This is a genomic window from Dyadobacter sp., from assembly GCF_039919315.1.
GTDB lineage: Bacteria > Bacteroidota > Bacteroidia > Cytophagales > Spirosomataceae > Dyadobacter.
In genome coordinates this window covers 1-12,658 of the sequence record NZ_JBDSFX010000029.1, presented here as the reverse complement: position 1 = coordinate 12,658, position 12,658 = coordinate 1, and the positions used below count along the sequence as shown (strand labels likewise).

Sequence of the window (12,658 nt, the reverse complement as noted above, 5' to 3'; positions counted from 1 at the left end):
TTACATTCCTTTTATCAGATTTAAAAAAATTTCAGGAACGAGTTTGCGCAAAAAATGTGGTTTTTCAAGAACAAAAAAACGGCACCGATAGAGTGCCGTTTCCTTATTTAGTATTCATCTTCATTGAAAAAGAAATCGTCTTTTGTCGGATAGTCGGGCCAAATTTCTTCAATGCTTTCATAAGGCTGACCATCATCTTCAAGCTCCTGAAGGTTTTCAACTACTTCTAACGGAGCGCCAGTTCTGATTGCAAAGTCAATTAGCTCGTCTTTGGTAGCTGGCCAGGGAGCATCTTCAAGGTACGATGCGAGTTCGAGAGTCCAGTACATAATATTTTCGCCTATTAATAGTTACTTTACTTTTTTTGCAAAAGTAAAAAATTTGACATCTTTTAAAAGCTTAAAGCGAAAAAAAAGAAAAATAATTGCTATTCTAAAAATATTATTTTCCTTTTGGATTTAAACTTTTGGGATTCAGATGGTTAGATGCATTATCCCGCCAGTAATGTCTCCGCAGAAATACCAAGGCCACGATGCAGTTTTCGTATCATTTCAAGGGTCAAAGGTCTTTTCCTGTTCAATACCTCTGATACGCGGCTTGCGCTTCCAAAATAGCTGATCAAGTCCTTTCTCTTTAATCCCTGCTCTTCTATTCTCAGTTTTATTGCCTCAACAGGGTCGGGCGGCTCTATCGGATAATGCTTCAATTCGTAATCTTCGACCAGGATTGACAGCAATTCCAGCAACTCTTCCTCCGGACTGTTTTCTGCACAATCTACAAGCGTATCAATGATTGAGAGATATTTTCGGTACTCCTGATCTGAGTGAACTGGCTTCAATTCAGATTTAATTTGCTCCAAGTTGTTCATAACGTTCAAATGTTCTTAATGTCGCTGATCTTATCGTATTCCTTGTGTGTGCCTACGAATCTGATATAAACGCGTTGCAGATTATATCGGAACAAAGCAATCAGTTTGTATTTGTTTCTACAGATATTAAATACAATACGGTTGTTTCCAACTGTGTCTGTTCTGGGATTATCCGCGATAACCTCATTTGGTGACTTATAGCCCGCATTTTTGATTTTTTCGCACCAAAATTTTAGCTCTTGCTCCGCGTCTGGATACTTCTGCCAAAAATCATGCAATGTTCCCTTCATAATGATTCTTACCGTACTAGTATTAAATTCCCAATTTGGTAAATTATATACACTATTGGGAATCTAATTGGTTTCCGCAAATTCTTCATTCGGCTCTTGCTTAGCAACACGCATTCAAAACCTTTTTGTAATTTCCCCAATCATTAGAAACAATAAAATATGACCATTGAAGTTTGTGCCTATTCCCTTGAATCCTGTATCAATGCACAGGCGGGAGGAGCCGGAAGAATTGAACTGTGCGGAGGATTAGGCGAAGGCGGTACCACGCCCAGCGCCGGACTAATTGAAGTAGTGAGGCAACACATTGATATAGACCTTTATGTAATGATCAGGCCAAGAGGCGGGGATTTTGTATATGATGTGTTTGAAGAGGAAATCATGCGAAAGGACATTGACCTTGCTAAAAAACTAGGTGCGAACGGTGTTGTATTAGGCGTTCTCACGGCAGACGGGCAGGTGGATATTCAACGTACCAAAGCGCTAGTAAACCATGCTTCCCCTCTCAAAGTCACTTTTCACAGGGCTTTTGACCTTACCCCTGATCCGGTGAAAGCATTAAAAGCGGTGATCGAGACAGGTGCAGAACGAATCCTTACTTCCGGGCAAAAAGCTGCCGCTATCCAAGGCATTGATCTGCTCCGCAAACTGGCACAGGAATCCAATGGTGCAATTGAAATTATGGCTGGCGGAGGTGTGAATCATACTAATGCAGCCGAGCTGACGGAAGCAGGTGTACATTCACTTCACCTTACTGCCAAAGCATTCCGTCCGGGCAGGCAAAAATATTTTCCAGACGGAATTTCAATGGCTGGCGAAATCCCCGACGAGCGTTCTGTTATGTACAGTGATCTCGCTCTTGTAGAGGCAATTGTACAAGTAGTTTCGCAATAAAATCCTTTTTTTACGAATAATGTAGATTTCGCCCCCCACTATATGAAATTTGTAAAAGCGATCATTTCCCTCATCGTGACTGGTACCCTTATTTACGCATTGAACAGACCTTTGGGCCCCGTTCCTGCATTAGGGCCATTTCTCAGTCCTTTTACCGGTTTTTGGCAAAACGGCGAAGAGCCCGCCGACCCAAAAAGTAAACAGGTACTTAAACTGGCCGGGCTGAAAGATGAGGTAACCATTCGTTTTGACGATACCGGCGTCCCCCACATTTTCGCAAAAAACGATTTCGACCTTTTTTACGCCCAGGGCTATATCACGGCCAAGGATCGCCTGTGGCAAATGGATTTGCAGACACGGGCAGCAGCCGGAAGACTTTCGGAGATACTGGGAGAAGTTACATTGCCGCTGGATCAGCAAAGCCGCCGGTTGGGAATGGGTTATGGCGCGGAAGCTAATCTTAAAATGGCGATGAGCGATCCGCATTCCAGTGAAGCATTACTGGGTTACACTGCCGGTGTGAATGCGTATATCAGCCAGCTGGCGCCCAAAGATTACCCGGTGGAATTCAAGCTGCTGGGCTACAAGCCCGAACCCTGGCAGCCGATCAATACGATGTACATGCTGGAACAGATGACGTTGACCCTCGCAGGGCGGTCTAATGAGATCAATATGTCCAATGTTTTGAAAAAGTACGGAAAGGATGTGGTTGACCAGCTATTTCCGGACTACCCCATGTTACAGGAAAGCCCTACCATTCCGGTGGGGACGAAGTGGGATTTTAATCCGCTACCCATTCCACGAGAAATCGCCGAACTGGAAACGGATGACAGCATTTCATATAATCAAAGGAAGCCAGCAGGTACATTACTGGAACGACAGCCCAAAGAGGAAGGTATAGGGAGCAACAATTGGGCAGTAGGTGCTGAAAAATCGGTTACCGGCTACCCTATCCTTGCCAATGACCCCCATCTTGACCTTTCGCTGCCGTCTATATGGTACCAGGTGCAGCTTCATAGCCCCGATATGAATGTATATGGTGTTTCACTTCCGGGTATCCCCAGCATCATCATTGGTTTTAATCAGAATGTAGCCTGGGGAGTCACCAATGTCGATGCCGATGTTTTTGATTTATATAAAATTAAATTCAAAGACGAGTCCCGTAATTTTTACTGGCATGGAGATCAATGGAAACCGACCCGCAAGCGAAAAGAGGTCATCCAGGTAAAAGGAAGGTTAATGCCTTTTGAGGAAGAAATCGTGTACACCCATCACGGACCTGTCACTGATTCAGACGATAAAGCTGGAAAATTCCCTAATCTCGCTATCAGGTGGATCGGGCATGAGCCTGGCAACAGCTTTATTACATTTTACGAATTAAACAAGGCTAAAAATTACGAAGACTATCGTCTGGCATTAACCAAATATGTAGGCCCTGCACAAAACTTCGTCTTTGCCGATAACAGCAAGAACATTGCCATCACTGTCAATGGAAAAATACCTTTGAAATATAAAGAACAGGGCAAATTCCTGCTCGACGGTACCAATCCTTCACACGACTGGAACGGCTGGATTCCCGCAGATCAGAACCCTTTTGTGAAAAATCCCCCGCGGGGCTTCGTGAGCAGCGCAAATCAGTCGTCAACCGATCCATCTTATCCCTATTATATCAACTGGTCATTTGCTCCATCGGAAAGGGGAATACGGATCAACGAGCGGCTGGACGCCATGTCCAATGCTAATGCAGACAGCCTCAGAATGCTGCAGAATGATAATTTCAGCGTCTTGGCGAGGACTATACTACCCAAACTACTGGATATCCTGCATGTAACAGCACTGAACCCCGCACAGAAAGCCGCCAAGATCACACTGTCCAACTGGAATTATCAGAATGCGCCCGAGTCTGTGGCCACTACGATATTTGAAGAATGGATGCCCATGCTGCGCGGTGCGATCTGGGATGACGAATTCGGTTCTGATCCGGAACCCATGGACATTCCTTCCCGCGACCGGACATTGTACATGATATTGAAACAACCCGATGAAAAATGGTTTGACAACATCTATACGCCACAAAAGGAAACGCTTTCTGAAATTGTTTCGGGAAGCTTTAAAGCTGCATTGGACAGCCTCGTCGCCAGACATGGATCAATGAGCCCCGCATGGCAATGGTCCAAGATCAAAGCGACCGAGATCCGTCATTTGAGCAGAAGTTTGAAACCGTTCAATGCACCTCCGCTTACTACTGGTGGCGGAAGCAGCATCGTGAATGCAACTACCAAGAGAAAAGGACCGTCGTGGCGAATGGTGGTCGAACTCGGGCCTACCCCACGGGCTTACGGTATCTATCCGGGTGGGCAATCAGGTAATCCAGGTAGCCCCTATTATTTGAATTTGTTGAAAAAATGGGAGCATGGAGAATTGAATGAGCTGATTTTCCTGAATTCCCCTGATCAGGTAAATCCACATTTGACATCGCGGGTCATTTTACAGAAAAACTAAACAACAGCGACCGTATGAACTTTGCTATCATCCTCATCCTCTCTGTCTTACTGCAACTTTTCGCCCCGTGGTGGGTGATTGCCATTGTTCCACTTGTCATTCTTTTTTGGCGGCCTGCCAGCACATCCGAGGCTTTCTGGACTGGCTTCGGAGGTATCGCCTTACCCTGGCTGGCTTATGGCTACTATCTCCATTTTATTTCAGAGGGTGCCATGTCGGACCGTGTTGCCCAGATATTTTTCCTCCCCAATGGTATTCTGATTTTGATAGTAACAGCCTTTGTCGGTGGCCTGGCGGGTGGTTTGGCCGGAGTATCCGGACATTACCTTCGTCAGATTTTCAGGCAATACCCAATGAGGATTTCCGGCCGCAGCTCATAATGTGGCTATAACGCCGGTGAGATATCCATTGTACTTAAACACAAATCATTATCTTTGCGGCTCGTTCAAAAAACAATAAACCTTAAAAACGTGAACAATAATACTTCGTTAATTTGGAACATCGTCCTTTCTTTGGCAGTAGCGGTGTTATTCTTTTTACATTTTTCCGGCAAGCCGTCAGGGGATTCCGGAGCAGTAGCAGACGGTGGTGTAGTCGCAGGCCGTCGTACAGTTTATGTTCAGGTAGACTCGCTTTTGAAAAACTACGAGTTTTTTAAGGACACCAGAAAAGAGCTTGAAAACAAGAATTTCCAGCTTGAAAATGAGTTGAACACAAAAGGACGCTCTCTACAAAACGAAGTCGCTTTCTTTCAACAAAAAGCACAAACCATGACTCCTGAGCAAGCCCGTTCTACGGAGGCGCAATTGATGAAAAAACAACAGGATCTGGTAGCTTACCGTGATCAGTCGGCGCAGGCCCTGGGACAGCAGGAAGCTAAAAAGAATGAAGAGCTTTATAAAAATATCAGATCTTATATCGACAAATACAACAAAGAGAATGGCTACGAATTCGTGTTGGGCTATTCTTTGGGCGGTGGTATTTTGTTTGCCAACCCATCTCTGGATGTAACTCAAAAGATCCTGGACGGCTTGAACAAAGAATACAAATCTTCCGGAAAACCAGTTGCTGCTGATTCTACCAAAAAATAATCAAACCGGTACAAAGCAAAAGCAGGCGGCTATCAATTAGCCGCCTGCTTTTGCTTTGTATATATAATATCTGACTGGTCTTTACACCGCCGACGAAGACAACTTCGCACCGATGTACTCTCTGTTCATACGTGCAATGTTTGCCATACTAATCTCTTTCGGACATTCTGCCGAGCAAGCACCTGTATTTGTACAATTGCCGAAGCCTTCTGCATCCATCTGAGCGACCATTTTCTCCGCACGGATCTCACGCTCAGCCTGCCCCTGAGGCAACAGCGCCAGCTGTGATATCTTCGCGGAAACGAATAGCATAGCAGATGCATTTTTACATGCAGCCACGCAAGCCCCGCAACCAATACATGCCGCAGCAGAAAAAGCGTCATCCGCCGCTTCCTTTGGAACAGGCAGACTGTTGGCGTCCTGCGCATTACCTGTGTTAACTGATATGAATCCTCCTGCCGAAATGACGCGGTCGAAAGCATCACGGTCCACTACCAGGTCCTTGATCACAGGGAATGCCTTCGCTCTCCACGGCTCCACCACAATCGTATCTCCATCATTAAAAGAACGCATATGCAGCTGGCAGGTCGTAACACCTTTAAGCGGGCCATGCGGACGGCCGTTGATATACATGGAGCAGGACCCGCAAATACCTTCACGGCAGTCATGATCAAATGATACAGGCTCAGTTCCTTCTTCAATGAGCTGCTCATTTAATACATCGAACATTTCAAGAAATGACATATCAGGGGAAACGTGATCCAGTTTGTAATTCTCGAATCCTCCTGCTGTATCTTTATTATTTTGTCTCCAAACTTTTAGCGACAAACTCATATTTCCTTCCATACCTATATTCTTTATTACTGAGATTACTTTTTCTTATAAACTATAAATTCACTGTCGTAAGCGAGGTAATTCTTTCCGTATACATTCAAATCAGCGATTTTGTCTTTCTGGCTGAAAATCCTTGCTTCATCGTACAACGTCGCAAAAGTCGCAGCTTCCTCTTTTGTGGCCTTACCTAGGTCCCACGGACGAAAAACGACCCAGTTCGGCTTTAAATAATTGATCAGCTGAACATACGACTCCGTTTTCAATTTCTTTCTTGCATTGATCACCTTGGTATTACACAGCCCGGGATAATCGTACATAGTTAGTCCCGAATAAAATCCAATGTATCCCAATGGTTCCAAAAACACCGTTTCTTCTGGCGTTTTCGATTCCTTTTTGAGCCACAGCCCGATCTCTTTTCTCAATCCGTTCTCAATGATCACCTGCTGTGAACGCATTTGTAATAATCCGCCTGTATAAACCCAAAGCTGGGCGACCAGCAGTATTCCCAAAACTCCGAGCGATAACCACTTTGCATTTCCCGAGACAACCAGCCCTTTTACAGGTTGTGCCACCGCACATCCCAGGCTTACGAGACAAATCACCATCACTGCCGGTATGTACCAGGGATAGATCGTCGGTGAAAAAATATTCAAATAGGATGCTATCAAAAATGCTGCAAATGACAAAAACCTTGCATTCGCATTGACTTTGGGAACAACCCAAAGAAAAACGGCAACATAGGTAACAACCTTCAAAACAAATAACAACACGACCGGCCAGCTTTCATAGTAATAGTAGGCTGGTGCAAAAATCCATAAAAACGGCGCCTCAGAGGAAACAAACCCCATAAATACCGATTGTACGTAATGCCACGTCCGGTTTAAAATACTTTCTGCCGTCAGCGTAAAACCTTTGGCCAGAATCGTGTTCGGAACTGGATTTCCATAGTACCACCAGGCAAAAAGCACCCATGGCACATAGAACAAAATTCCCAGCATACCGCCTTTGAAAAATGCTGTGAAATGTGTTTTGGAATTATTCCTGAACAACAGATAACCCAGCAACAGAGACCCGATATGAATAAAAGCATCCGGGCGGCTCCACATCAAAAACGCAAAGATCAATCCTAGCCTTAGCGGGTTAGGGGTGCCGGTTTTAAACAATTCCCTCACCAGCAGCACAATTCCTAATAGCATAAAGGCCGTTTCCATGCCGTTAATGCTATAATCAATGCTCTTTTCGTCAAATATCAGAGCCAGTGTCACCAGCAAAGCCGGCAAAATTGGCGCCTTAATGAATGTCGAAAACAAATCAAAGATCAGCTTCGCAACCAAACCGATCAGCAACATATTAATGACCCTGAACGACCATATTACCGCTTCATCGTCCCTCGTAATGAAATGAAGCAGCGCAGGTATCAGCGTTCCCAGCGGAGACGTGAATGAATGCACCCTTTCATTCATATTAAAAGTAAAACCCAACCCCTCCGACAAATTCTTCGAAGCCCTGAAAGTAATGTACCAGTCTTCCCAACGATGATCTGTGTAAACTGCAAAAAACAAAGCTGACAAAACGCCTAGTGCAAAAACTGACCAGGATATAACTTTTTGAACCGGGTATGACATGAAATTACTTAAAAATGACCATCAGAAATCTACTTGTAACTTCTCTGCGCAATCTTAATGTTCTCATAAATGAGGTCTTCTCTGTGAAGCTCCCATTCTTCCACACCTTTATGTTCCCATGCTGAGACATACATATAGTTTTCATCATCACGAAGCGCTTCTCCTTCTTCCGTCTGGAATTCTTCCCGGAAATGGCCCCCGCAGGATTCATTTCTGTCCAAAGCATCAATACACATCAATTCACCAAGTTCGATGAAATCCGCCACACGGTTCGCTTTGTCGAGTTCAGGATTAAAGTAGGTAGCAGTACCCATTACTTTTACATCCGACCAGAAATCTCTGCGAAGCTGTCTGATCTCCTCGATCGCTTCCTTCAATCCTTCTGCATTACGCGCCATTCCGCATTTATCCCACATGATCTTGCCTAACCGGCGGTGGAACAATTCAGGAGAAGTTTTACCCTGAATGCGCAACAGTGTATCTATTCTTTCTTTAACCTCTTGTTCGGTTTTTACAAAAGCCTCATGATCTGTCGAGATTTTTCCGGTACGGATCTCACTCGCCAGGTAGGAACCAATGGTGTAAGGAATAACGAAATATCCGTCAGCCAATCCCTGCATCAGAGCAGAAGCACCCAACCGGTTTGCACCGTGATCGGAGAAATTCGCTTCTCCCAATGAGTACAAGCCCGGAACTGTGGTCATCAGGTTATAATCAACCCAAAGACCGCCCATGGTGTAATGCACCGCAGGATAGATCCGCATCGGTACTTCATAAGGATCTTCGCCGGTAATCTGCTTGTACATGTCAAACAGGTTACCATATTTTTCTTTCACTACTGCCTTTCCCCATGCTGTAATATCCGCATCAGAAGCATTGTGAATGTTATTTTTATTGGCTTCACCCCGTCCGTAACGCTCTACGGCAGCCGCAAAGTCAAGGAAAACAGCCAATTTCGATGATCCCACTCCGTAACCCGCATCGCAACGTTCCTTGGCAGCACGTGAAGCGATATCACGCGGTACAAGGTTACCAAAGGCAGGGTAGCGACGTTCGAGGTAGTAATCACGCTCCTCTTCCGGAATTTCGTTACCAGGACGGGTATCATTTTTCGCTTTCGGAACCCAGATACGCCCGTCATTACGAAGCGATTCCGACATCAATGTCAACTTAGACTGATGCTCGCCGGAAACCGGGATACAAGTCGGGTGAATTTGCGTAAAACATGGGTTACCAAAGAAAGCACCGCGTTTGTGCGCTTTCCACGCCGCAGTAACATTACTTCCCATCGCATTGGTCGACAGGTAAAATACGTTTCCGTAACCTCCTGTACAAAGCAGCACAGCGTGGCCACCATGTCTTTCCAATTCACCTGTAATGAGGTTTCTCGCGATAATACCGCGGCATTTGCCATCGATATTAACGACATCCAGCATTTCGTGACGGTTGTACATTTTGACAGTACCCATCCCAACCTGACGCTGCAGACCTGAATAAGCCCCCAGCAATAGCTGCTGACCAGTTTGACCCGCCGCATAAAATGTCCTTTGAACCTGCGTACCACCGAAAGAACGGTTGGAAAGCAAGCCACCATATTCACGGGCAAACGGAACACCGGCTGCCACGCATTGATCGATAATACTACCCGAAACCTCAGCCAAACGGTGCACATTTCCTTCTCTGGCGCGATAGTCACCTCCTTTAATGGTATCATAAAAAAGACGGTAAATCGAGTCACCGTCATTCTGATAATTTTTTGCAGCATTAATCCCTCCCTGCGCTGCGATCGAGTGAGCGCGACGTGGAGAATCCTGAAAACAAAATGCTTTTACACTATAACCCAACTCAGCGAGTGTTGCCGCTGCAGAAGCACCGGCCAAACCGGTTCCCACAACGATAATTTCAAGGTTACGTTTATTGGCAGGGTTAACAAGCGGTACCGAAGACTTATATTTACTCCATTTGGTTTCAATCGGCCCCTGAGGTATTTTGGCATCCAGACGAGATGAAGTTGCCATATTTTGAATGTTATTTAATCGAATGTTTAAATAGAAATTATAAGCATTGCGCTCCGAAAGACGCAGGTTAATTGACCCACCCCAGATAAATGGAAATCGGCATTAACGCGAAAAGGATCGGGACAATGATAGAAAAGGCTGTTCCCACGAATGAGATCAGTCCGTTATACTTCACATGGTTTAGGCCCAGCGACTGAAAAGCACTTTGGAAACCATGCAACAAATGCCAGAATAACGAAATGCAGCCTGCAACATAAATCAATACTACCCATACATTCTGGAAAATATCCAGCATCATCTGATACAAATTGAGCTCTTCTCCGGTGGCAAACTGGTTGGAACGGTTAGGAATCCAGAAATGAGAGGTGTGAATGACCAGGAATATCAGCAGCAAAGTTCCCAGCAGACCCATACTTCTGGAATACCAGGTACTGTTTGCAGACGGATTATTGACCGAATAGTTGATAGGTCGCGCTTCCTTGTTATTTTTCCAGAGCAACAGTCCGTCAACAATATGTATCAGAAATCCGGCAACCAGTCCAATTTCAAGCGTTCGAATGATGGGGTTGGTACCCATAAAATGACCCCAATGGGTGAAAGTTTCGCCTCCATCATTGTAGAAAATCATGGCATTAATGGTGGCATGAATCACCAGAAAGCTTATTAGAAATAGTCCGGTAAGAGCCATCAGGAGTTTTTTACCAATGGAACTCGTTAACGTTTGTGAAAACCACGACATAGCAAACACGAATGGTTTTAGTGCAAAAAAAATAGGTATATTCAGAACCTTTCAAAGGTATATCACAAACCCATGCAAGGCAAAGAAACCTTCCCATTTTTATAAGACCACATATTATTTATAATCATTATTAAGAATTATTTAATCTTAATAATATTTGTAACCGGCGGACCGTTCCGCATGCGATAAAAGTTAATTTTTTCGTTGAGTTTTTAATCCGGCGAACAACAATCACGCTCATGAACCTTATTCTACGACCTCTTTCTATCATATTGTGTTTTTTACTTCTGATTTGTACCTACCACGCCAGCGCAACGCATTTCAGGGCAGGTGAAATAACAGCCAAAAGAATCTCTTCCACGAACCTCACCTATGAGGTTACACTCACTGCCTATTTTGACGTTTCCCCATCCGGTATCGAAGCGGCAAAACAAGCCACCTCTGTTGATTTCTATTTTGGGACCGACGGACCGCGGAAAGTGGACCGCTTAGTCTCATCAATCCGCGATATTGGCAACAACACTACTGTAAACAAGTACATTACAACCTACACATTTCCGTCGGCCGGCCAATATCAGATCTCGGTCAAGATGGATAACCGGAATGCCAATACCCTAAACCTGAACAATGGCGTACAGACCAACACCATTAACTTTTACGTGCACAGCACATTGGAGATCAATGCAAACTTTGGATTAAACCAAACCCCGGTATTGCTAAATCCTCCTATTGACATTGCTGCCGTAGGACAACGATACATTCATAATCCCAATGCTTTTGACGCGGACGGAGACAGCTTATCTTACAAAATGTTTGTCCCGCAACAAAGCACAGGCAACGGCGTAGGGACCAATATTATATACAAAGACCCCAACCAAGTTGTCCCTCCAGGGCAGACAGAAGCGGGTGCTTCTCCTGCCACATTTAGCATCAACGAAGTAACAGGAGACCTCATTTGGGATGCCCCTGCTGCCAAAGGACAGTATAATGTGGCATTTGTCGTGGAAGAATGGCGAGATGGTTTCCTGATTGGCAAGATCGTAAGGGACATGCAGATTCTCGTGGAAGATGCCAAAAACGATCGTCCGCTAATGGACCCGCTGCCCGAAATTTGCGTCGAGGCGGGGACGGTTATTAACCAACAAATTAGGGCTACCGATAAGAATGGTGACAAACTAACCCTCACTTCCACCGGGGGCGTATATGAAGCTTCATTGATTTCGCCTGCGCTGGCCAAGTTTAATGTTGCTCAGCAAGGCTCACAAGGAACTGTCACAGGACAATTCACCTGGCAAACCTCCTGTAATCATATCAGGCTTGAACCGTATGATGTACTTTTCAAGGTCGAAGATGGTGCCAGGCCTGACGCTAACCCGTCCCTTTTCCGAAAGCTGGTGGATATGACTACGTTTAGCATTCGGGTAGTAGGCCCAAGACCTCTTGGGCTGAAAGCCGTCGCCGCCACCGATCCCGCGGGCACCGCTTACCGCCTCACTTGGGATGCTTACAAATGCCAGGTCGCTGGTGCCAAGATCGTTATTTACAGAAAGGAGGGCTGTACTGACATTCCAGTGGATGTATGCCTTACCGGCATTCCTGTCGGCTCTGGCTATGAAGAAGTTGGCCGCGTCGCTGTCAACGAAACCACTTACCTGGACAATGATAATGGCAATGGACTGCGCCCCGGTGTTTCGTACAGCTACCGCCTGGTGGTTGAATTTCCTCGCCCTGGTACCAATGTCAACGAGCCCGGTAACCTGATCGGCGGTGGTGAAAGCCTTGCTTCCGAAGAGTTCTGCC

11 protein-coding genes and 1 pseudogene are annotated in these 12,658 nt (G+C 45.3%); 5 read left to right on the top strand and 7 right to left on the bottom strand.

Annotated features, from left to right (window positions below; all coding sequences use genetic code 11):
• Positions 1–107: 107 nt before the first annotated feature.
• From ABIO93_RS08500 to ABIO93_RS08490, 3 genes are all read right to left on the bottom strand, one after another.
• Positions 108–329: a DUF2795 domain-containing protein gene (locus ABIO93_RS08500; RefSeq protein ID WP_013927448.1), complete on the bottom strand. Its 222-nt coding sequence runs from the start codon at positions 327–329 to the stop codon at positions 108–110.
• A gap of 161 nt (positions 330–490) precedes the next feature.
• Positions 491–868: a transcriptional regulator gene (locus tag ABIO93_RS08495; protein ID WP_348066498.1), complete on the bottom strand. Its 378-nt coding sequence runs from the start codon at positions 866–868 to the stop codon at positions 491–493.
• 5 nt (positions 869–873) lie between these two features.
• Positions 874–1,158: a type II toxin-antitoxin system HigB family toxin gene (locus ABIO93_RS08490; RefSeq protein WP_348066496.1), complete on the bottom strand. Its 285-nt coding sequence runs from the start codon at positions 1,156–1,158 to the stop codon at positions 874–876.
• Between the two features lie 159 nt (positions 1,159–1,317).
• Between ABIO93_RS08490 and ABIO93_RS08485 the strand changes: the two genes are divergently transcribed.
• The 4 genes from ABIO93_RS08485 to ABIO93_RS08470 all read left to right on the top strand — a co-directional run bounded on the left by ABIO93_RS08485 (position 1,318) and on the right by ABIO93_RS08470 (position 5,642).
• Positions 1,318–2,049, top strand: coding sequence for a copper homeostasis protein CutC (locus ABIO93_RS08485; RefSeq protein ID WP_348066494.1), 732 nt, complete (start codon positions 1,318–1,320; stop codon positions 2,047–2,049).
• 42 nt (positions 2,050–2,091) lie between these two features.
• A complete protein-coding gene (locus ABIO93_RS08480; protein WP_348066492.1) occupies positions 2,092–4,551 on the top strand; it encodes a penicillin acylase family protein in 2,460 nt (819 codons plus the stop codon).
• A 14-nt stretch (positions 4,552–4,565) separates the two neighbouring features.
• The gene (locus ABIO93_RS08475) at positions 4,566–4,931 is read left to right on the top strand and encodes a hypothetical protein (protein WP_348066490.1); all 366 of its coding nucleotides are present in this window, start codon (positions 4,566–4,568) and stop codon (positions 4,929–4,931) included.
• Positions 4,932–5,021: 90 nt separating this feature from the next.
• Positions 5,022–5,642, top strand: coding sequence for an OmpH family outer membrane protein (locus tag ABIO93_RS08470; RefSeq protein WP_348066488.1), 621 nt, complete (start codon positions 5,022–5,024; stop codon positions 5,640–5,642).
• Between the two features lie 81 nt (positions 5,643–5,723).
• On the opposite strand, the gene ABIO93_RS08465 is transcribed toward ABIO93_RS08470, so the two are convergent.
• The 4 genes from ABIO93_RS08465 to ABIO93_RS08450 all read right to left on the bottom strand — a co-directional run bounded on the left by ABIO93_RS08465 (position 5,724) and on the right by ABIO93_RS08450 (position 10,858).
• On the bottom strand, positions 5,724–6,476 hold the full coding sequence (locus tag ABIO93_RS08465) for a succinate dehydrogenase/fumarate reductase iron-sulfur subunit (RefSeq protein ID WP_348066541.1): 753 nt from the start codon (positions 6,474–6,476) through the stop codon (positions 5,724–5,726).
• Between the two features lie 35 nt (positions 6,477–6,511).
• Positions 6,512–8,101, bottom strand: coding sequence for a hypothetical protein (locus tag ABIO93_RS08460; protein ID WP_348066486.1), 1,590 nt, complete (start codon positions 8,099–8,101; stop codon positions 6,512–6,514).
• Between the two features lie 29 nt (positions 8,102–8,130).
• Positions 8,131–10,119 (bottom strand): fumarate reductase/succinate dehydrogenase flavoprotein subunit, encoded by a 1,989-nt coding sequence (locus ABIO93_RS08455; protein WP_348066484.1) that lies wholly within the window; start codon positions 10,117–10,119, stop codon positions 8,131–8,133.
• A gap of 67 nt (positions 10,120–10,186) precedes the next feature.
• Positions 10,187–10,858, bottom strand: coding sequence for a succinate dehydrogenase cytochrome b subunit (locus ABIO93_RS08450; protein WP_348066482.1), 672 nt, complete (start codon positions 10,856–10,858; stop codon positions 10,187–10,189).
• A 239-nt stretch (positions 10,859–11,097) separates the two neighbouring features.
• On the opposite strand from ABIO93_RS08450, the pseudogene ABIO93_RS08445 reads away from it, so the two are divergent.
• Positions 11,098–12,658: pseudogene (locus ABIO93_RS08445) on the top strand (gliding motility-associated C-terminal domain-containing protein); the annotation flags it as partial.